The organism is Chryseobacterium sp. NFX27 (genome assembly GCF_049887855.1).
Classification (GTDB): Bacteria; Bacteroidota; Bacteroidia; order Flavobacteriales; family Weeksellaceae; genus Chryseobacterium.
Genome location: NZ_JAGEKK010000008.1, coordinates 145,203 through 166,767 on the forward strand (window position 1 = coordinate 145,203; position 21,565 = coordinate 166,767).

Genomic DNA, 21,565 nt, shown 5'->3' on the forward strand with positions numbered 1-21,565 from the left:
AGTAAAACATTCATATCAGCTAAATTATATTTTGAATCAACCCGGATACAGCAATGTATTTGGGTTGATTTCTTTCATACCTTTTCGTTATTTAGATTAAATTTAAATAGCGTATATTTGCCCTTACAAAAATTCAGGCTTTGAAACAGATTGACTTACATAAATTAAGTGGTTTCCCTAAAAACAAAATGGGGAAGATTTTAGGGTATGATAACGATTACCTAAAAATGCCAAACAAGATCATAGAAATGGGACTTTTGCCGGAAACTATTTTCAGAATATTGTACCAGGCACCCTTCAATGGTCCCATGTATGTAGAATTTGGAGAAGAAAAAAGCCGTATTGCTCTTCGTGAAGAAGAGGGAGAATATATCATTGTTGAAGAATTGAATTAATGCAGGAAAATAAGAAAAAACAGGTCCTTTTAGTCGGGAACCCTAATGTTGGAAAGTCTACGGTTTTCAATGCGCTGTGCAACAAAAAACAGAAGACCGGAAACTATGCAGGAGTTACCGTTGCAAGCCATTCCGGAAATTATACCTATAAAAATGAGGAGGTTGAGGTAATCGACCTGCCGGGCTCATACAGCGTTTATCCAAGTTCGGAAGACGAGGCTATTTTTTCCAAATTTCTTATAGATGAGCAGAAAAACTATGAAGGCGTAATCTATATTCTTGAAGCATTAAGTTTAAAAAGAGGATTGCTTCTTTTCCAGCAGATACAGGATCTTGGTATTCCTATGATTTTGGTGGTCAATCAGATCGATCAGGCAGCAAGAAGAGGAATTAGCATTGATATCCAGAAATTCTCTGATGCCCTGGGAATCAAAATTATTCAGACCAATGCTAAAGAACAGATTGGAATAGAAGAAATCAAAGAAGCTGTCCTGAAAGAAGGATTTAAAAAAGCAGATAAGATCTCCTTTGAAACGCCAAACGAACATAAAGATTTTATTCAAAAGATAGCAGCCCACAAAGGTCTCGACAACGAATATAAAGCCTGGATGAGCCTTTCATTAGGCTCCGATCTCGGAAGAATAGAATCCATAAAAGACCTTCTTAACCAGCCCGATTCTAAAAGTCTCGTTCCCAAACGGCTTCAGGTTCAGGAAACGGTAAGAAGATACCAGAGTGTAGATAAAATACTGGCGGATGTAATCTCTAAAAAAGCCCAGTTCAAAGAGCTTTTAACTGAAAAATTAGATAAAGTCCTGGTTCACAAATTCTGGGGCTATGTTGTTTTTCTCCTGATCCTGCTGATTATTTTCCAAAGTGTTTTCTTCCTGGCAGAATATCCGATGAACTGGATCGATGATTCATTCTCATGGCTGGCTGCTTTTACGGGAGAACACCTGCCGGAAGGGCCTATCAATTCACTGATTTCAAGTGGAATTATTCCCGGAATCGGAGGAATTGTAGTTTTTGCCCCACAGATTGGTATTTTATTGTACTTTCTGTATTTACTGGAAGATTCAGGATATATGGCGAGAGTGGTATTCCTCATGGACAGGCTGCTGCGTCCTTTCGGACTGAATGGCAAAAGTATTGTACCCCTGGTATCAGGAACTGCCTGTGCTATTCCTGCAGTGATCTCTACAAGAAATATTGAAAATGTAAAAGAAAGACTCTTAACCATATTGGTTACTCCTTTTATGACCTGTTCCGCAAGACTGCCGGTATACAGCATCATTATCGGACTGATCATTTCTGACGGATCATTCCTTGGAATTAAATATAAAGCGCTGGTGCTGATGGGAATGTACCTTTTAGGCTTCCTGGTAGCGCTGTTTTCAGCGGCAGTTTTGAAAAGATTTATAAAAAATAAAGAAAAGACCTATCTTGTGATGGATCTGCCTACCTATAAAAAACCACTTTTCGGATACGATCTCAAAATGGTGCTGGGTAAGGTTTGGGACTTCGTTACAGGAGCAGGAAAGATTATTTTTATTGTAAGCATCATTGTCTGGTTTTTAAGCTACTTCGGACCCAAACAGAATCCCAATCAGTTGGTGGCAACGAATGTAGAACTTGATCATTCTTATCTTGCCAAAATGGGTAAGGGAATTGAACCCCTTATTGAGCCTCTTGGCTACGACTGGAAGATGGGCGTGGGAATACTGACAAGTTTTGTGGCCAGAGAAGTTTTCGTGGGAACCATGTCTACGCTCTACAGCCTGGATGATGATGCTCCGGAGGTGAAAGTAATAGATAAAATGAGACGAGATGTAAAACCTGACGGTGAAAAAGTGTTCAGCTTCGCAACAGGTATTTCCGTGCTTTTATTTTATGCATTTGCAATGCAGTGTGTTTCTACGCTTGCAGTAGTCTACAGAGAAACCAAAAGCTGGAAATGGACCGGCTTTCAGGTTGTGATGATGACCGGTTTGGCATATTTTGTGTCGTTGATAGCTTATCAGATTTTAAAATAATGGATACCTCATTAATTTTTCAGTATGTAATCATCATACTGATCGTTGCATTCGCCTGTTACTCTTTATTTAAAGTACTCAGAAAGAATTTTGCGCCGAAAAAATTCAGTTCCAAAAGAACCAACTGCGACAAAGACTGCGGTTGCTCCTGATCTGCTTTTAAGCTTATAATTGAAAAAATTGTAGTAATTTCATTCTCTGAAACTAAAACCCAATTCCATTTGAGCACGAAATCAGCAGCTGTCTTTTTATTCTCTCTTCTAACCGTTTGGGCAAACGCCCAGATCGACACCACTAAAATAAAGTCCTATGCAGATCAGATAATGGTCCGTGTAAATCTAGACACCAATATTGAAAAATATGTTTTTACTGAAGGTCCTGAGGATAACCCTTTAGAAACCATCTTTTCCATCAACAATAAAACAAGAGCTTCATTTTCTATTGATTATAGGATTATAAGTGCAACGGTTTCATTTACACCCGGTTTCCTTCCCGGCAATAATGATGATAACCTCAAAGGAAGCAGTTCTTATGCTGACCTGAGATTCAGGTTTTTTCCGAAAAAGTTTATCCAGACCGTTTATTACAAAAATGTAAAAGGGTTTTACATGGAAAATATGAGCGACTTTTTCCCGGACTGGAAAGAAGGAAGAGATCCATATTTTCAGTTTCCGGATCTGAGGGTTCAGAGCTTTGGAGGATCTACAGCCTATGTGCTGAAAGATCATTTTTCTCTGAAAAGTATTTACACACAGGGTGAATGGCAGAAAGAAAGCCGTGGAAGCTGGGTGCCCATTGTAGATTATGACCTTTCTATATTCAGAGATATTTTAAACGGACAGAAAAGCAAGGAAACCCAGTACAGTTTCGGAGGAAGCATGGGATACTTTTACAATTGGGTGCTGGGTGCTAAAAAAAGAGTGAATATTGCTCCCCATATATCGCTGGGGCTAGGCGGAATGTTTTCCAACAGCTGGGATATCCATGATGACGGGACAAAATTCAACAAGCAAAATACCCAGTATTTAACACTGAAGTTTGCGACAGGACTTCATATAGGATATAATACGGACAGATTCCTTTTCGGAGGGAAATTTAATGTCAATGCTTATGCCTATAATCAAAGCAATAACCAGAATGTGCAAAATAACAATCTATACGGACTGCTTTACATAGGCTATCGTTTTCCGCCACCGAAGGTTATCAAAAGGAATTATGATAAGGTTCAGAAAAAGATTCCCATCCTATAACTTATTGGGTCTTTTAAGTATCTTTGCTACTGAAACCAATTAAAAAAATATAAAAAGAATGTCGTTAATAAAATCTATTTCCGGGATCAGAGGAACGATCGGCGGAAAAGTAAATGATAACTTAACCCCTCTGGATGTCGTGAAATTTGCATCAGCATTTGGAACATGGCTTCAGAATACACAGAATAAGAAGGATTTAACTCTTGTCATAGGAAGAGATGCCAGAATTTCCGGGGAAATGGTTTCTTCGCTGGTAACAGCTACCCTGCAGGGATTGGGAATACATGTGGTAGATCTTGGACTTTCTACAACACCAACGGTGGAGATAATGGTTCCCGAACTTAATGCAGACGGAGGAATTATCCTGACTGCTTCCCACAATCCAAAACAATGGAACGCTCTTAAACTATTGAATGGTAAAGGAGAGTTCATCAGCGGAGATGATGGCGCAAAAGTACTGGCCCTTGCCGAAAGTGAAGATTTTAATTACGCAGAAGTTGATGATCTTGGAAAATATGAAACAAGAAATGATGCTTTTGATATTCATATTCAGCAGATTTTGGATCTTCCGATGGTAGACGTTGAAGCTATTAAAGCTAAAAAGTTCAAAATTGTTCTCGATGCGGTAAATTCTACAGGAGGAATTGCAATTCCAATGCTGTTAGACAAATTAGGCTGTGAGACGATAAAGCTATACTGCGAACCGAACGGACAGTTCCCGCACAACCCAGAACCACTGAAGGAACATTTGGGAGATATCTGTGAGCTTGTCAAAAAAGAAAATGCAGATCTAGGAATCGTTGTAGATCCGGATGTGGACAGATTAGCATTAATTGATGAAAAAGGAGAAATGTTCGGGGAAGAATATACCCTGGTGGCTGTGGCAGATTATTTACTGAAACATAAAAAAGGAGTTGCCATATCAAACCTTTCTTCAAGCCGCGCGTTGAGAGATGTGGCCAGAAGCCATGATTCAGAATACTTTGCCAGTGCTGTAGGAGAAGTAAACGTAGTGAACCTGATGAAAGAGAAAAACGCTGTAATTGGTGGGGAAGGAAACGGAGGAATCATCTACCCTGATCTTCATTACGGAAGAGACTCTTTAGTGGGTGCTGCCTTATTTTTAACTCATCTGGCCAAAGAAAACAAAACGGTTTCCCAGTTAAGAGCCGGATATCCGGAATACTTCATGGGCAAAAAGAAAATAGAGCTGACACCGGAGATCAATGTGGATGATATCTTAGCCAAGATGGAAAAAGAATATCAGAATGAAGAGGTTTCCACCGTGGACGGCGTTAAGATTGACTTTGAAAAGAACTGGGTTCACCTGAGAAAATCCAATACGGAACCCATCATCAGAATTTATACTGAGGCCCATTCACAGGAAGAAGCTGACAAGCTTGGAGACGATATCATCGCTAAAATTAAAAGCTTGATTTAAAATAAAAACAGGAACGGAACAGAAATGCTCCGTTCTTTTTTTGTTGAATCTTTTTTAATATCCCCGAAAAGAAGAACGCAAACAGGATAAATAAATCAGTTTTGAATTTGAAATTGGTGCCGGAAATGGATCATCATCACTATTTAACCACAATTTCCGTTTTTTATCCACAATCCTTTTATCTGTTTTCTTTTTTTACTATCTTTAATATAGAAATTTATGAAAAAATAATTCAAAAAAAAGTTGCAACTTTGCATAAACATTTGAATTTCAGTTTCAGAGGTTATTATTAATTAAAAAGTTTGCCGAGGTTTGTAAGCATATTCAGACATCGGGCCGACAAAGACAACACTATTGGAAGAGTATTTTGGAAATGAACTTGTAAAAAAGTTCGAGGAAATGATGGAAAATAATGATGAATTCTACTTCGATACCGAAGAGCTAGAAGACATTATTGTTTATTATTTGGAGCTGGGAGATTTTAACTACGCAGACAATGCTGTTAATTATGGACTTAAGCTTCATCCCAATTCATTGGATATCAAGATCAAAAGACTTGAGATTCTTTTGGAATGGGAAGATTATAATACCGCAAAAGAGCTCATTGACGAATTGAAAGGTTCATCCATGGAGAATACAGACTTTATGGTCTGCTATGCGAAGTATTATTCGAACCTGGGAAATCCCAGAAAAGCCATTGACATCTGCAAAAAAGCCTTAGAACTGCAGGAAGAAGAAAACTTCCTCCACAACTTTATTGCGGATGAATATGTAAACCTTGGAGATCCCTTTAACGCGCTTAAACACTACAGAAAAGCTCTGAAAGAAGATCCTATGGATGAGTATTCTCTCGAAAACTGTATGATCTGCTTCAGCGACCTGAATAAGAGCGAGGAGGCTATTGCCTTTCTTAATGAATATTTAGATGAATTTGCCTATTCCGAAACCGCATGGTTCGAATACGGACAGTTTTACTTCAACAGAAAGAATTATGAAGAAGCCATAAAAGGATATGATTACCTTTTGGCCATCAATTCAAGTTCTGTAGGAGTGTATGCCAATAAAGCAGCCTGCTATGAAGCCCTGGGACAGTTCCAGAAGGCAGTAGAAGTATATGAGGAAATGCTTGAGCTTGAATATACCAAGGCATTTACATTTTATAAGATAGGACTGTGTTATAAAGCGCAGAAACAATCCATAATGGCCTTAAATGCATTCCAGAAATCATTGAGAGAAGACCCACAGTTTTATCTTGCAATGATGGAACAGTCTTATCTCTATGAAGAAATGGGAGGGATGAAGGAAGCCCTGCATTTTGCAAAAGAAGCCACCCAGCTGAATGACAGCAATCTTGATTATCAGAAAAGACTGGCGTTTCTGTTCATTGATTCCGGAAAATTTGAAGAAAGCCTTGCCTGTCTGAAAAAGCTGGTAGATGCAGAGCCTTCAAGATTTTATAACTGGTATGCCTATTCAGAAGTTTTGATGCTTCTCGGAGAATATGAAGAAGCGGTGACTATTCTGGATAACGCCTTGAAGGTGCATGACAGGGCAGAGCTTTATTATCAGCTCAGTAACTGTTATTTCAACCTTAGAAATCCGGAAAAAGGAGCAGAATCTCTTCAGAAAGCTTTAAATATTGACGCATCGCTTGCCCAGGATATGCAGAAAAAATATCCTTTCATCAAAGATGAAGTAAAGAAGGTCAAAGCCAAAGTAAAGAAGAAGAAGAATTCCTAGAAGTTGGAAGAAGGAAATTTACTTGAAAGATCTGTCTTAATTCTCCTTAACAGCTTAAAGACTCTTAATGGTTTAGATTAACAATCATAAATAATTAATCCTGCAGCAATGCAGGATTTTTAGTTGATACAAGTTTAAAATAAGAATCTATTTTCTTAATAGTAAGGAAAATGCATTTCCCTATCCCTAGTATTACTTATCAATAAGTGAAACGGCTTTGTTTATCTTAAAAATCAACAGAATGCTTTATAAAACTTTGTTTATCATTGCGTTTAATCTTAACCCTAATCCAGGTTAAATAATCTCCTTTATATCTTTATTACAGTTTTAAAAGCACAAAAAACCTTACTTTTTTACAGCAACGGATTTAGCTCTTAAAAAAATAAGTCCACCAATAATCACCCCAGCCCCTATAAACTGTAAGAAGCTCAGTTTTTCACCATCTAAGAAGCCCCAGATAATAGCAACGATGGGCATCAGCAGGGTTACCGTGGACGCAAATAGCGGTGTAGATACCTTCAGCAGCCGGTAATTTAAAGTCATAGCCAACCCGGTTCCAAAGATGGATAATAAGCCTACAAACATCAGCCCCAGCATATTGTCCTCATTAAAACTGAATGTTGAAAAGAATCCCGTGAATGTTAAAGCAATAAGAGAAGGAAAAAATAAAACAAATGAGAAAACAAACGCTGATAAAATAGTGGAAGAAACATCCATAAGTTTAGACTTCACCGTGGTTGTGCTTACAGCATAGCACAGTGTGGCCAATAACAACAGTAATATCGGAATGAGTTTAAACTTTCCGCCTTCTCCGTCTCCTCCGAAAGCCAGTAAGCAGACTCCGGCAAAGCTGATCATTGTTCCCACGATCTGCCTTTTGGTTGTGTCAAACTTCCAGATCAGCGCGCCTACAATGATCACGAAGATAGGCATCATAGAGTTGATAATTCCGGCGATACTGCTGCTCACTTCCGTTTCCGCAATCGGAAACAGGAACATAGGAATGAAATTTCCTGTAAATGCAGCCAGAATAAGCCACTTCAGATGCTTTTTGGGAAACAGCTTATATTTTGAAATTGCGACCGGCATTAAAATAATTCCGGCGATCAGAACCCGGAGTGCTCCAACCTGATATGGACTGAAGTGCTCAAGAGACTTTTTGATCAAAATAAAAGACGAGCCCCAGATAACAGTTAATATAATAAGAAGGACCCATTTTTCTCTATCTGCGTTCATTGTTTTTGTGTAAGATGTTTAAAAATTCTTTTTTAGGAATCATTTTTGCGCCTAAGCTTTCCAGGTGCTCTGTATGGGATTGACAGTCAATGAGATCAATGTTTTCTTTATTGCTTTCCACAAAATGAATAAAGCCGGCTTTAGAAGCATTGCTTACTTTCGCAAACATACTTTCACCACAGAAAACATTCCCGATCTTAAGCCCGTAAAAACCTCCAACGAGTTCTCCATTCTGCCATACCTCGATACTTTTGGCAAGACCATATTCATGAAGCTGAATAAAAGATTCCATCAGCTCGTCCGAAAGCCATGTCCCTGTCTGCCCCTTTCTGCTGGCTTGCTGGCAGTTTAAAATAACCTCCCTGAAGTTTTTGTTCTCCGAAAATGTAAAAATACCCCTGTTCAGTATTTTCCGCATCGATTTGGAAACTTTCAGCTCCTCAGGAAACAGGACAAATCTTGGATCCGGGCACCACCACAATATTTCTTCTCCGGGATTGTACCACGGAAAGATCCCTAACTGATAGGCAAACCAAACCCGCTCTGTAGACAGGTCTCCTCCAAAGGCAACCAGCCCGTCGTGACCGTCATAAAGTTCAGGATCAGGGAAAGAAATTTCGTTTTCGTCTAATCGGACCATTTTTTTGGAAAAAAAATCCCACTTGGGAAAGCAGGATTTATATTAGATCTTATTTTTTTAATTAAAAAGGTAAATCATCATCATCGTCACCAGCGAAAGGATTTTCATTGGAAACCGGAGATGCAGATTGAGAAGGAGAGGCCTGAGTAGGCTCAGATCCGTTGTCCATTACTTTTTCAATTTTCCATCCTGTGATAGAGTTGAAATATTTAGTTTCACCCTGAGGAGAAACCCATTCTCTTCCTCTGATGTTGATTCCCACTTTTACATTTTCGCCTTCCTTAAGATTATCTAATAAACTGATCTTATCAGACAAAAATTCTATGTTTATCGGCTGTGGATACTGTTCCTGGGTTAAAATAACCATTTCTCTCTTTTGAAAGCCACTTGCAAATGTCTGAGCATCAAAAAGTTTCTTTACCGTTCCTTGTAATTCCATATTGTAATTATTAACGTTGTAAAAGTAAGAAAATGAAATGTAATAATTAGGGGACCTGAAAAAAAATGTGAGAATTTTAATTTTTTTTTCTGAAAAGTTTGGAGACAATAGAAAAAGTCCTATATTTGCACTCACAAAAACGAAGCAAGCTCTTTAAAATAAACAAAAACAAACCAGCGGATGTGGTGTAATTGGTAGCCACGCCAGACTTAGGATCTGGTGCCGTGAGGCGTGGGGGTTCGAGTCCCTTCATCCGCACTATGCGAAAATAGCTCAGCTGGTAGAGCACAACCTTGCCAAGGTTGGGGTCGCGGGTTCGAATCCCGTTTTTCGCTCCACACCTGCCCTGGTGGTGGAACTGGTAGACACGCAGGACTTAAAATCCTGTGTTCGTAAGAACGTGCGGGTTCAAGTCCCGCCCGGGGTACTAAACTCTCTGTTGATCTCAACGGAGAGTTTTTTTATTTTTAAAAGGTTTGTCAAATCTGTTTATTTATTCATTGTTTGTGAGTTTTTATATTTTTTTAGTTCTTATTTTAAAGCAAAATGTTTTATATTTGTAGCTGTAAAAGGAATAAGTTCTTTACATAAAAAACAACCGGCGGATGTGGTGTAATTGGTAGCCACGCCAGACTTAGGATCTGGTGCCGTGAGGCGTGGGGGTTCGAGTCCCTTCATCCGCACTTTGCGAAAAAACTCTCTGTATTATTTACAGAGAGTTTTTTGTTATGCCTTTCATATAAAACGTTTCGAATATTTAGAGTCTTAGATGATGCGTCTCGGTTAAACTGGAAATTCTCAGGCTTTTTGTTTAATCTGTACCCAAGATAATAGTAACTTCTGTATCTGTATCCTTAATGGAATACTCCATAATTTTGTTATACTAAAACAGAGTATTATGGAAACTATTATTCGAAACCAGCAGCTTCAGTATGCTGACGTCTATATTTCAGATATGCAGTCTCTGAAAAATATTTTTCTGCAGTCACAGAATCTGTCCAGATTAAACCATCATTTCGGCGTACCCTTTCTTTTGGCTAAGAAAAGGAATGAGATTCTGGGTTTTGCAAGTCTGGTCATTAATGAAAAAGGAAAGATTACATTTAAAATCTATGGGAAAGGCAGCCTTACAGATTCTGAAAAAAGAAATTTTAATCTTCAGGCAGAGCACTATTTTAATAAAAACAATTCAGCGAATTTTCGTAATGCAGAACAGCTGAAAAGCAGTATCAGCAGAATGATCAGCTGGCTGAATTTGGGCTGAAACTTCAATAAAGTTGTACATTTACTTAAAACCGAGGCTTTATGTCAAAAGACGTTCTCTATCTTAAAATAGCAAAATCTGTCACCGAGCAGATCAAAAGTGATACGCTGCAGTTGGGTGACAGGCTCCCTTCACTAAGAAGTGCTCAAAAACTCTATAATGTCAGTCTGAATACTGTAAAACAGGCTTATATGGAACTGGAAAGCCGATCTTTAGTGGAATCCCGTCCTAAATATGGCTATTTTGTGAGCCAGACTTCTCAAAGAAAACTGGCCTTGCCTTCGGTGGCTCCCATGAAAGTGGCGGAAAAGAAAAATACGCCGGAAGATCTTATTGATAAAGTATTCGGAACTATTGACGGAACAGATGTTACCCACTTTGCCTTAGGAATTCCGGGGAAAAGCTTCCTGCCTTTAGCGAAGCTTAAAAAATGTATGATCAATGTGATTAAAAGAAAGAATGACAGCGGTACAGACTATGAGTCGGTACAGGGAAGCGAATATCTCCGTCGAGAAGCCGCCAAATGGGCTCTGGTGCTGGAAGGGAAAATTTCAGAAGATGATCTTGTTATCACCTCGGGAGCGATGAATGCGGTATATACCTGCCTGATGGCCGTGACGAAGCCCGGAGATTCTGTAGCGGTAGAAAGTCCGGTTTATTTTGGGGTACTTCAGGCGATCCGGCAGCTGGGTCTGAAGGTAGTGGAAATTCCTACCCATCCTATTTATGGAGTAGACCTGGATGCCTTGAAAAAAGTGCTGCCTACACTTTCTGCCTGCTGTTTTGTAACGAATTTCAATAATCCGCTGGGCTTTCAGATGCCCGATGAAAACAAAAAGGAACTGGTAAGGATGATCACGGAATATAATATTCCTCTGATTGAAGATGATATATACGGAAACCTGTATTTTGGTTCAGAAAGGCCAAAACCGTGTAAATTTTATGATGAAGCAGGTCTCGTGATGTGGATAGGATCTGTTTCTAAGACGCTGGCACCGGGCTACCGTGTGGGATGGGTCGCTCCCGGAAAATTCAAAGAAACGGTAATCCGGCAGAAGTTGGTACAGACTGTATGCGGTCCTTCACTGTATCCGGATGTGATTGCCGATTTTCTTGAACACGGCCGCTATGACCACCATTTGAGAATGTTCAGAAATAAGCTGTATGCGAATTATCTTCAGATTCAGAAATCGGTGACCCAGTATTTCCCGGATAATACCAAGATTTCGGAGCCGAAAGGCGGCTTTATGTTGTGGCTGGAATTGGATAAAAGAATATGTACGGAAGACCTTTATGATGAAGCAATGAGTCAGAAAATAAGCTTTGCTCCCGGAAGGATGTTTTCTCAATACAATCAGTACCAGAACTGTATGCGCCTGAATTATGCCCTGGAATGGACGGACAGGGTAGAAAGTGATCTTGAAAAACTGGCAAAAATGGTAAAGAAAAGAATATAATTAACACTATAGTAATGAATAATATAAACAATGAAGTAAAAATCATAGCCTATGATCCTCAATATAAAGAGGCTTTCAAGGCATTAAATGAAGAATGGATCAAAACATTCTTTACCATGGAGGGTGGTGATCACAAACTACTGGATAATCCTGAAGAGCAGATCATAAACAAAGGAGGATATATTGTTTTTGCAATATTGGATAATGAAGCTGTCGGAACATGTGCTTTGGTGAAAATATCCGATGAGCCTCTCAGATTTGAGCTCTCAAAGATGGCTGTAAGCCCTAAAGCCCAGGGAAAGAAAATTGGATATCTGGTAGGGCAGGCCCTGGTGGATAAAGCCAGAGGATTAAATGCGGAAAGTGTTTCCCTTGAAACAAATTCTGTGCTTGTTCCTGCGATAAAATTATATGAAAAGCTTGGTTTTAAACATATGCCAGTGTGTGGCTCAGCTTATAGCCGTTGTAATAGACAGATGCTGCTGGAATTTAATGTTTAGAAGAGGCTGAAATTAGTTAAGGAAGCTTTGTTATCTAAGATTTCCTCTGCTTATAAGGTTTCGCTTTCTCCTTTTTTGTCTCACGTCTATTCACTCTTTTTCCCTATTTTTGTGAAATTCCTTATTTCAATGAAAAAGATTATCCTCATCGAAGACGAAACCAGCGTAGTCTCTTTTATAAAGAAAGGGCTTCAGGAAAACGGGTACGAAGTTTCCGTAGCTTTTGACGGGCGTACAGGTGTGCAGCTGGTGCAGGCCAACGATTTTGATATGGTAATTCTGGACATTATGCTGCCGGAAATGAATGGTCTGGATGTTTGCAAAGAAATAAGGAAAACCAATCAGCATGTTCCGATTCTGTTTTTAACGGCCCTGGGAACCTCCGAAAATATTGTTTTGGGCCTGGAAAGTGGCGGCGATGATTATCTCGTAAAACCTTTCAAATTCATTGAACTGGTAGCCCGTGTAAAATCACTGTTGAGAAGGAGTAACGGAATAAGCCCTCAGGAAACTGCCGAACCGGAGCCTGATAACGAGCATGTGTTCCAGTTTTCTGACCTGGTTGTTAATGATTACACAAAAAAAGTGACCCGCGCCGGGGATGAAATTTCGTTAACTTCTACAGAATATAAGCTCCTGCTGTACTTTCTGAATAATCCCGAAAAAGTAATTTCCAGAGCTGAAATTCTGGATGCGGTATGGGGTGTCAATTATGAGCTGGGAACCAATGTGGTAGATGTTTACGTAAATTATTTAAGGAAAAAGCTGGATAGCCAGGATGATAATAAGCTGATCCATACCGTGATAGGAATGGGATATGTACTGAAAAAGCCTTAATGGATGTTTAATAAAGTTGTTACAAATCAGACCAAAACAATGGTGCTCTTAATGCTGGTATTTACTGCCATCATTCTGCTGTTCAGTGGGCTGGTTTACTTTTCTATTGTCAACTTTTCACACCAAAGGTTTTACGAGCTGCTGAAGATCCGTACAACGACCATTGTTCAGATCGAAAAAAGTAAGGACCATCTTGATCTTCCCGAAAACTATATCCTCAACGGCCTCAATGATGAGGAGCTTCCTATGGAAAGAGATTATGTTTTTGCGGTTCCGGCGGATTCCAATTTCAGAAAGATCTCGCAGGAGGTTCATATTCCGGACTATTTTTTCAAAAGTATCGTCAGAAAAGGGGAGGCCAATTATAATGACAAAGAATTCTATTATATCGGGCAGACCTTCAAGTATGATGATAAAGATTATATAGCCATTGCTTCTGCCAAGAATCACTATGTAATCTATTACCTGGGGTTTTTAAAGAGAACACTGATTACCTGTATTGTGCTGTCCCTGTTCTTCAGTATGATCTTTTCTTTTTATCTGTCTAAAACTTTATTCAGGCCCATCTTAAAGATTACAGGTAAGGTAAAAGAGATCAGCTCCGAAAATCTTCACCTTAGGCTGGAACCGCAACCGGATAATAAGGAGCTTAATGAGCTGGTAGATACTTTCAACGGAATGCTGAACCGTATAGAAACCTCATTTGAAACCCAAAACCACCTGATCGGGAATGTTTCCCACGAACTGAGAACACCTCTTACCTCGATCATGGGAGAAGCGGATGTCGCTCTTTCTATTGGCAGAACCGCTGAGGAATACAAAGAAACCCTGGAAATTATCCTTGATGAAGCAGAAAAGCTGGATAAAAAAATCAAGGCCTTATTAATGATTGCTCAGACCGGTTTCGACGGGAAGATCCAGAAAATTGATAAAGTAAGAATAGATCAGCTGCTTTGGGATGTCATTGAAACATTAAGAAAGATCGATTCAAGGAACAATATCTACCTGGATATCAGTATGCTGCCTGATAATCCTAAAAAATTAAAAGTACAGGGCAACGAACAGCTGCTCCACCTTGCGGTAGCCAATATCATCAATAACGGCTGTAAATATTCTAATTTCCAGCAGGTAAAAGTTTCGCTGGGTGCCACGGATACAGATGTTTATATCATTGTAAAAGACTTTGGGATCGGGATTCCGGAGGTAGAAATGAACAAAATCTATGATCCGTTCTTCAGGGCTTCCAATACCAAGAATTATGAAGGCTACGGAATAGGGCTTCCGCTGGCAAGAAATATTGTAAGAATGCACAACGGCGAGCTGATCGTGAGTTCTCACGAAAACCAGGGAACCACTGTACAGATGCGTTTTCCTAATTTCTATAGTACAAGACCGGAAGGATCTTAATAGCAAAATCAATTAAAAAAAAGAAAAAATCTGCCCAATCTCTTAAATCTGCGAGAGAAATCTACATGCTTTCTATTTTCATTACTCCGAAAAGCTAAGCATTTCAATCTCAAATTCTCTTATGTTAACTCCTGTTAACAATATTCTAATCTCATTTTAATCTCTTTAATCACATTTTAATTCCGTTCCAAAGAGCTTCTAATCTTGCCGCTTTAGTTTTGTATCATCAAAATATGACAACAAACCTAAATCTAAAAGATATGACCAAAACAATCTTAATCGCCACGGATTACTCTCTTGAGTCACTGAATATATTAAAAAAAGTGCTGAAAGAGAAAGAGGCCTCGGAAGACCAGAATCAGTATACTATTTTTTTGGTTTCAGGATATGAAACCGGAGATTCCATCAGAGACCTTCTTTTCAATACAAAAAGCACCATTTTTAATAAGATCAGGCCGCAGGAATTCTGTGATGCCTATGGAATTATCAGAAATAAGTATCCGCATTTAGTTAATAAAATAGTCTGCGATATTTTCACGGGAAGCTTTCAGAGAACATTCAACAATTATGTGAAGGCGGAGAATATTGAGGAAGCTTACTATTCACCGTCTATTAAGAGTAAAGGCAAAGGAAAGTTTGATATAACCCCTTACATAAAAAAATGCAGAGCGCTTCAGGCCCGGGAAATTAAGGTGGAAATTGCTGAGAGGCTTCCGGAAAGAGGAAGACTGGCTGAAGTCTTCGTGGAGGTCTGAGAAAAAAAGAAAACACAACCATATAAAAGATAAAAAAATGTTAAGAAATTATAGTAACAGCCGAACGTTGGGAGACAATATCAGATTGGGAACGCTGACTGCATTCACTGCAGGGACTATAAATATTGCCTCTCTGTTAATATTTCTCTCTTTTACATCGAACGTAACAGGGCATTATGCCATCTTAGCAGCCGAAATCAGCAAAGGAAACTGGGCGCAGGTAGCCGTGGTGGGAGCGTGGATCTTCCTGTTCTTCTTCGGAAGCTTCCTGTCCAACTTCATCGTGATCAACTTCAATAAAAAGAGTAAATATTTTGCCCATTCCATGCCGATTGTTTTGGAAATCATATGCTTACTGTTTGTGGGGATATATGGTCAGTTTTACTATCAGAAAACACTGGAAGAGACTGAATATCTGGTAGCGCTGATGCTTTTTGCCACAGGCCTTCAGAACGGCCTTACAGCAAGTATCTCCAATTTCTCGGTGAAAACGACCCACCTTACAGGTACCACTACCGACCTTGGAATCCTGCTTTCCATGTTTACCCAGAAAAAATACAGAAAGAATGGTGAGCTGATCGGAAGGGCAAAATTACTTTTGAGTATTATGGCGGCCTATGTTTTGGGAGCTGTTTTCTCGGGACTTACGTATTATTATCTTGAATTCAGGGTATTTTATGTGATCAGCCTCTGTCTTTTAATGGTAATCGGATATGATGCCTATAAGATTCATATAAGACATTTTAATACCAAATACCGGTATAGCAGAATTTATAAAAAACCTAATGTGCTGGCCTATCTGTACGACAAAGTTCACGGTATTCCCAAAAGAAAAGAAAAAAGAACGCTTGCCTTTGATAAATAAGCGATAAAATAAATAATATCAAATTTTGTAAACTAGCTGTGCAACACTCTTTTTCGATCATAGAAAAAGGGTGTTTTTATTAGGTACAGGCTGGAAACCAGAATCAATCAAAGATTGATTCGGTTAAGCATATGTCTTATCCATGGACTTAGTCAGTGGTGCAGCCACATCTCTTTGCTCAACTGAAAACTAAAGCAGTTCAGCTTTAAACTTTGCGTTAAAAAAGTCCAGCCGTCGGTATTCGGGATTCAAAAATGTGATGAAAATGTTGATAATTAAATTTTAATTCACGGTTTTAATGTTTTAATTCCGGTTTTCATTGACTATTTTTGTAAGTTGATTATACGTTTTATGTCAGATATTATTCAGCTTTTACCGGATCATGTAGCTAACCAAATTGCGGCAGGAGAAGTGGTGCAGAGACCTGCGTCCATTGTGAAGGAACTTTTGGAGAATGCTATTGATGCAGGAGCATCCAAGATAGAATTGATTATCAGGGATGCCGGAAAAAACCTGATCCAGGTGGTGGATGATGGTAAAGGAATGTCTGAGACCGATGCCAGAATGGCGTTTGAAAGACATGCTACGTCAAAGATCAAAGGAACAGAAGATATTTTCAAGATCGTTACAAAAGGATTTCGGGGTGAGGCGCTGGCTTCTATCGCTGCCGTTTCCCAGGTCGAACTGAGGACAAAGCAGAATGATGCGAAAATCGGTACGAATATCTACATTGAAGGCGGTGTTTTTCAGTTCCAGGATCCGATACAGACTGCCGACGGGTCTAATTTCCTGGTTAAGAACCTGTTTTACAATGTTCCGGCCAGAAGAAAGTTCCTTAAGAATAATAATGTTGAATTCAGACATGTTATTGATGAATTCCAGCGTGTTGCCCTGGCTCATGAAAACCTGGAGTTTTCCCTGTTTCATGATGACGAGGCGGTTTTCAGATTAAGAAAAGGAAGCCAGATGCAGCGTATTGTGGATGTTTTCGGACGTAAACTGCAGCCGCAGCTGATTCCTATCAAAGAAGATATTATCTGGTGTAAGCTTCACGGATTTGTTGCGAAACCGGAAGGCGCTAAAAAATCCAGAGGTGAGCAGTTTCTTTTCGTGAACGGAAGATATTTCAGAAGCCCGTATTTCAATAAAGCGGTTCAGGAAGCTTTCGAAGGACTGCTTCTGCCGGGTTATGTCCCTACATTTTTCTTGTATCTTGAGATGGATCCGGAAAAAATAGACGTAAATATCCACCCTCAGAAAACCGAGGTGAAATTTGAAGACGAACATCTTATTTTTGCTCTTCTCCGTTCCACCATTAAAAGATCCCTGGGAATTTACAACGTTTCTCCAAGCCTTGATTTTGATAAAGATCCTGAAATGGATGCGATGATGAATAAACCTTTTCCAAGCAAGGGAAACGGCAGCGGGGGAGTGATTAAGATGCCGGAAATTATAGTAGACAAAGACTACAACCCGTTTATTGAAGAAAGGAACGTGCGTCCCGAGGAAATCCAGAACCTTACGGAAATGTACCACCAGAATATTACAGCAGAACCCTCAAAGATTAATTTATTTGAAGACGAAGATTTTGATGAGGATCTGATGAGGCTGCCGAATGGGTACTGGCTGTTCAATAAAGGCGATGTGACCCTGATGCTGGACCTTGGAAGAATGCACCGGCTGGTCGTATCTGAAAATAATAAAAGCTCAAAGAAGCCCAATCTCAATCCAAACAGCCATACGCTTCTGTTTTCTCTTGAGTATCATATGAACGAAATAGAAAAGAGTAAATACAATTCTTTCAAAAAATTTCTTCCTGAACTCGGGTTTGACATGAAAATTGCACATGAAAGTGTGCTGAGGATAGATGCTCTTCCCGAAGGATTGAAAGAAACCCAGGCCATGAAGTTCCTGGAGAACCTTTTTGAGATCCTGGAATATAAGACTGAAGAAGAATTTATGCAGTTTTATCTCAACCAGTGGAACAAGATGCATTCGAAATCAAGGTTTGACTTTATCTATAAAAAAGATGCGGAACAGGTGATCAAAGATTTTACAGCTTTAGGCTTCCCGGAATTTTTACCGGATGGCAAAAGATGCTTTTACGAAGTTCCGTTTAATGATTTTAAAAACAAATTTTAAAAATGTTTAACAATATACCCCCCATCACCAGGAATATTATCATTATCAATGTTATTGTATTCGTTGGGACTTATTTTCTTGGAAACCAGGTAATTGGTTATCTTGCCGGTTTTTACCCTTTTTCTCCGTTTTTTCATTCATGGCAGATCATTACACACATGTTTATGCATGGAAGCATCATGCACATTCTGTTTAATATGCTCACCCTGTACAGCTTTGGGCCTATCCTGGAGCAGTCGTTAGGTGATAAAAAATATTTAATTCTCTATTTTCTAAGTGGATTAGGGGCATTTTTCCTTTTTAATCTATGGAATTTTGTTGAGGCGCAGCAGTTGACGAGTGAATTGCAGCAGCTCGGATTCAATGTCAATGCTTATTTATCCGGAGCAAGCGTAGGATTTAATGGAGATGCGGCATCAGTTCTTAAGCAGAAAGAACTGTTGGAGAGTTTAAAAGGGATTGTAGCAACGCCTATGGTTGGTGCTTCCGGAGCTATTTTCGGAGTAGTAACGGCCTTTGCCACGCTTTATCCTGATTCAAAAATCATGATGATGTTTATTCCTATTCCTATAAAGGTAAAATACCTGATGCCTATCGTTATTGTGGTGTCCATCTATCTGGGAGTTTCCGGAAATGGAGGAGGTATTGCCCATCTTGCCCACGTTGGAGGAGCGCTAGTTGGCTGGATTCTTGCAAGGATCTGGAAGAAACATCTGTATAGATTCAATTAGAAATATCTGTGAAAGTTTTCCGTCTTATTATACTGATCCTGCATGTAGGCGTTTTGTTCCTGCTGCTCTGTACCTTTCTGAATGCCTATGTTCCGCCTAAAATATTTCCGTGGTTCAATCTGCTTTCCTTAGGTTTTCCTATCCTTATTGTCATCTATGCTGTATTTACGCTTTTCTGGCTTTTCAGCTGGAAAAAGAGAACGTTTGTATTTATGCTGGCCGGACTTATTTTTATGCACCCCGTACAGAGATGGGTGAACTTTTCCTCTGATAAAAAAGGAACAGAAGATCTTAAGGTCATCACGTTTAATGTAAAAGCAGGCTTAATGGGAGCCTCTGACATTGAAAGATTTCTGAACAGTGCCAATGCAGATGTCGTTATGCTGCAGGAGGCCGGTAAAAAAGTTTCTGTTAAAGATAGGGAAGTGATTGATAAGAATGGAATTCTTAAAATCTTTTCAAAACATAAAATTATAGATTCCAAAGAGCTTATCAAGAGCGATTATGAAAGTAATAATGCTTATGCTTCCCAGGCAGATATAGAGATTAGGGGTAAAATATACCGTTTCATCAATATTTATTTAGAACCCTTTAAATTTGAAAAAGGGATGATTAAAATGGATGGTGTTCAAGAAGAAGACGAAAGAAAGCTGAAAAATATTGTTAAAAGGCTTATTCCGGTTTTTAAAAAACATCAGGATCAGGTAAGTGCGATTAGAGAAGGAATTGAAAATTCGCCCTATCCTGTGATTGTTATGGGAGATCTCAATTCCGTTCCCAATTCTTATGAATATTATCATTTATCCGAAGGGCTGGAAGATGCCTTCCTGAAAGCAGGAAAGGGAAGCGCAACAAGCTTCCATGACTATAAATTTCCAATAAGAATAGATTATATTTTTACCTCGAAAAGCATCCGGCCGGTTACTTATAAAGTGGACCGGACTATTAAGCTTTCAGATCATTATCCGGTGATAGGAACATTTTCAATAAACAACTAATAATCATAAAATTAGTTAAATTGGCGGCCTTGGTAAGGTTTTTGATAAAAAAAATGTATCCTAGACCGTTATTTCATGAAGCTGAGCCAATTACTGCTGTTTATACATATCGCTGTTGCCGTGTTGCTGCTGTGCACATTAGGCAATGCATGGATTCCGCCTAACTTTTTGGGCAGCCTTAACCTTCTTTCGCTGGGGTTCCCTTATCTGATCATAATATATGTTCTGCTGACACTTGTCTGGGTTTTTAAAAGAAAGAAAATAGCTATTGCCTTTGTATTGGGTAGCCTTCTTTTCTATAATCCGGTAAGAAGATGGGTGAATTTCTCTCCAAAAACAGAAAGTTTAAAGTCGATCAGAGATATTAAAGTAATTACATTTAATGTGAAATACGGAGATTTCGGCTGGGATAAAGTAACAAAGTACATTACGGATCAGGATGCAGATATCATTCTTGTTCAGGAAAAGGATACCAACAGAGCAATACAGCGTGATATGATAAAATATCCATCAGTTATTCTGAAGACAAAACATAAAATCTTAAGACAGGAACAGCTGATTGAAGATAAGGCAAGAGGGAACTCTTTCTATGCCGATGTCGATATTAACGGAAAAATTATAAGAGTGGTTACCGTTTACCTGGAACCTTTCAGGCTTCACAAATCAATGCTTAAATTTGATGGTTTTGCAAAGGTAGGAGGAAAAATTACCAATCTTCTCTCCCATATGACACCAACTTTTAAGGCCCATGAAGATCAGATCAGAAAGATCAGAAAAGTAATTGATTTTTCCCCTTATCCCGTAATCCTGGCAGGAGATTTTAATTCGGTGCCTAATTCCTATGAATATTATAGTCTGGGAAAAGATCTTCAGGACGCTTTTGTTACTGTAGGAAATGGGGCTTCTACCAGCTTTCATGATTACAAAGTTCCGCTTAGGATCGACTATATATTTACTTCAAAATCTATTATTCCTTTAAGCTATAAAGTGGATCATGCTGTAAAATTATCGGATCATTATCCTGTAATTGCAGAATTTCTGCTAAATTAGTTCCATGAAAAATTTACTGTCTGCAGTTTTTGTGGTGTCACTGCTATTAACGGCCTGTTCAAAGAAAGAAACTCCGGGTTTCGCTGCTGAGCAGAATGTGAAAATTCATTATGATACGGCAGCGGTGGATTCATTTTCAGCAGGAGCAACATCAATAGATATTGTGCGCCAGATCAGAATGTCCTCACAGAAATACCAGGATTCTATAAAACAGGCTGAAAAACTTCAGAAAGAAGAACAGAAGCTGAAAGAAGAGCTTGAAAAAGAAAACAAAAAAAAGCTGGAAGAGGACAAGAAGAAGACGGAAGCAGATAAGAAACAGAAAACAGCTGACAGCCCACCAACCAACGGCGTAAAACCACAATAAAATACATTTAAAAAAATA

The 21,565-nt window shown here is 39.0% G+C and carries 20 protein-coding genes and 4 tRNA genes; 21 read left to right on the forward strand and 3 right to left on the reverse strand.

Features of this window, described 5'->3' with window-relative positions:
- Positions 1–140 precede the first annotated feature (140 nt).
- The 5 genes from J4Q03_RS11185 (at position 141) to J4Q03_RS11205 (ending at position 6,859) form a co-directional block, all read left to right on the forward strand.
- Positions 141–395, forward strand: coding sequence for a FeoA family protein (locus tag J4Q03_RS11185; RefSeq protein WP_426048259.1), 255 nt, complete (start codon positions 141–143; stop codon positions 393–395).
- The gene (gene feoB, locus J4Q03_RS11190; protein WP_426048260.1) at positions 395–2,428 is read left to right on the forward strand and encodes a ferrous iron transport protein B; all 2,034 of its coding nucleotides are present in this window, start codon (positions 395–397) and stop codon (positions 2,426–2,428) included. Before J4Q03_RS11185 ends, feoB begins: the two co-directional genes overlap by 1 nt.
- A 221-nt stretch (positions 2,429–2,649) precedes the next feature.
- Positions 2,650–3,678, forward strand: a complete 1,029-nt coding sequence (locus tag J4Q03_RS11195; RefSeq protein ID WP_426048261.1) for a DUF4421 family protein — start codon at positions 2,650–2,652, stop codon at positions 3,676–3,678.
- A gap of 58 nt (positions 3,679–3,736) precedes the next feature.
- Positions 3,737–5,119 carry a phosphoglucosamine mutase gene (gene glmM, locus J4Q03_RS11200; RefSeq protein ID WP_426048262.1) on the forward strand — a complete coding sequence of 461 codons (1,383 nt, stop codon included), beginning with the start codon at positions 3,737–3,739 and terminating at the stop codon, positions 5,117–5,119.
- A 354-nt stretch (positions 5,120–5,473) separates the two neighbouring features.
- Entirely contained in the window at positions 5,474–6,859 is a 1,386-nt protein-coding gene (locus tag J4Q03_RS11205) for a tetratricopeptide repeat protein (protein ID WP_426048263.1), read from the forward strand.
- Positions 6,860–7,204: 345 nt separating this feature from the next.
- Here the strand turns inward: J4Q03_RS11205 and J4Q03_RS11210 are convergent, their stop codons facing one another.
- The 3 genes from J4Q03_RS11210 to J4Q03_RS11220 all read right to left on the reverse strand — a co-directional run bounded on the left by J4Q03_RS11210 (position 7,205) and on the right by J4Q03_RS11220 (position 9,174).
- The gene (locus J4Q03_RS11210) at positions 7,205–8,095 is read right to left on the reverse strand and encodes a DMT family transporter (protein ID WP_426048264.1); all 891 of its coding nucleotides are present in this window, start codon (positions 8,093–8,095) and stop codon (positions 7,205–7,207) included.
- Positions 8,082–8,735: a leucyl/phenylalanyl-tRNA--protein transferase gene (gene aat, locus J4Q03_RS11215; RefSeq protein WP_426048265.1), complete on the reverse strand. Its 654-nt coding sequence runs from the start codon at positions 8,733–8,735 to the stop codon at positions 8,082–8,084. Before aat ends, J4Q03_RS11210 begins: the two co-directional genes overlap by 14 nt.
- Positions 8,736–8,796: 61 nt before the next feature.
- On the reverse strand, positions 8,797–9,174 hold the full coding sequence (locus tag J4Q03_RS11220) for a DUF3127 domain-containing protein (protein ID WP_034739828.1): 378 nt from the start codon (positions 9,172–9,174) through the stop codon (positions 8,797–8,799).
- Positions 9,175–9,350: 176 nt separating this feature from the next.
- Here J4Q03_RS11220 and J4Q03_RS11225 point away from each other — a divergent pair.
- The 16 genes from J4Q03_RS11225 (at position 9,351) to J4Q03_RS11300 (ending at position 21,547) form a co-directional block, all read left to right on the forward strand.
- Positions 9,351–9,432, forward strand: a tRNA-Leu gene (locus J4Q03_RS11225).
- Positions 9,433–9,436: 4 nt separating this feature from the next.
- Positions 9,437–9,512, forward strand: a tRNA-Gly gene (locus J4Q03_RS11230).
- Between the two features lie 5 nt (positions 9,513–9,517).
- Positions 9,518–9,601, forward strand: a tRNA-Leu gene (locus J4Q03_RS11235).
- Between the two features lie 174 nt (positions 9,602–9,775).
- A tRNA-Leu gene (locus J4Q03_RS11240) sits at positions 9,776–9,857 on the forward strand.
- Between the two features lie 215 nt (positions 9,858–10,072).
- On the forward strand, positions 10,073–10,438 hold the full coding sequence (locus J4Q03_RS11245) for a hypothetical protein (protein ID WP_426048266.1): 366 nt from the start codon (positions 10,073–10,075) through the stop codon (positions 10,436–10,438).
- Positions 10,439–10,479: 41 nt separating this feature from the next.
- Positions 10,480–11,895 (forward strand): PLP-dependent aminotransferase family protein, encoded by a 1,416-nt coding sequence (locus tag J4Q03_RS11250; protein ID WP_426048267.1) that lies wholly within the window; start codon positions 10,480–10,482, stop codon positions 11,893–11,895.
- 14 nt (positions 11,896–11,909) lie between these two features.
- Positions 11,910–12,395, forward strand: coding sequence for a GNAT family N-acetyltransferase (locus J4Q03_RS11255; RefSeq protein ID WP_426048268.1), 486 nt, complete (start codon positions 11,910–11,912; stop codon positions 12,393–12,395).
- Between the two features lie 129 nt (positions 12,396–12,524).
- Positions 12,525–13,232 (forward strand): response regulator transcription factor, encoded by a 708-nt coding sequence (locus tag J4Q03_RS11260; protein ID WP_426048269.1) that lies wholly within the window; start codon positions 12,525–12,527, stop codon positions 13,230–13,232.
- 3 nt (positions 13,233–13,235) lie between these two features.
- Complete coding sequence (locus J4Q03_RS11265; protein ID WP_426048270.1) at positions 13,236–14,639, forward strand: HAMP domain-containing sensor histidine kinase; 1,404 nt, start codon at positions 13,236–13,238, stop codon at positions 14,637–14,639.
- Positions 14,640–14,872: 233 nt separating this feature from the next.
- Positions 14,873–15,394, forward strand: a complete 522-nt coding sequence (locus tag J4Q03_RS11270; protein ID WP_426048271.1) for a hypothetical protein — start codon at positions 14,873–14,875, stop codon at positions 15,392–15,394.
- A gap of 37 nt (positions 15,395–15,431) precedes the next feature.
- Entirely contained in the window at positions 15,432–16,259 is an 828-nt protein-coding gene (locus J4Q03_RS11275; RefSeq protein WP_426048272.1) for a YoaK family protein, read from the forward strand.
- A gap of 351 nt (positions 16,260–16,610) precedes the next feature.
- On the forward strand, positions 16,611–18,401 hold the full coding sequence (mutL, locus tag J4Q03_RS11280; protein ID WP_426048273.1) for a DNA mismatch repair endonuclease MutL: 1,791 nt from the start codon (positions 16,611–16,613) through the stop codon (positions 18,399–18,401).
- A 2-nt stretch (positions 18,402–18,403) separates the two neighbouring features.
- The gene (locus J4Q03_RS11285) at positions 18,404–19,132 is read left to right on the forward strand and encodes a rhomboid family intramembrane serine protease (RefSeq protein ID WP_426048274.1); all 729 of its coding nucleotides are present in this window, start codon (positions 18,404–18,406) and stop codon (positions 19,130–19,132) included.
- 8 nt (positions 19,133–19,140) lie between these two features.
- Positions 19,141–20,130 (forward strand): endonuclease/exonuclease/phosphatase family protein, encoded by a 990-nt coding sequence (locus J4Q03_RS11290; RefSeq protein WP_426048275.1) that lies wholly within the window; start codon positions 19,141–19,143, stop codon positions 20,128–20,130.
- A gap of 75 nt (positions 20,131–20,205) precedes the next feature.
- A complete protein-coding gene (locus J4Q03_RS11295) occupies positions 20,206–21,180 on the forward strand; it encodes an endonuclease/exonuclease/phosphatase family protein (RefSeq protein WP_426048276.1) in 975 nt (324 codons plus the stop codon).
- A 4-nt stretch (positions 21,181–21,184) separates the two neighbouring features.
- Positions 21,185–21,547 (forward strand): hypothetical protein, encoded by a 363-nt coding sequence (locus J4Q03_RS11300; RefSeq protein ID WP_426048277.1) that lies wholly within the window; start codon positions 21,185–21,187, stop codon positions 21,545–21,547.
- Positions 21,548–21,565 lie beyond the last annotated feature (18 nt).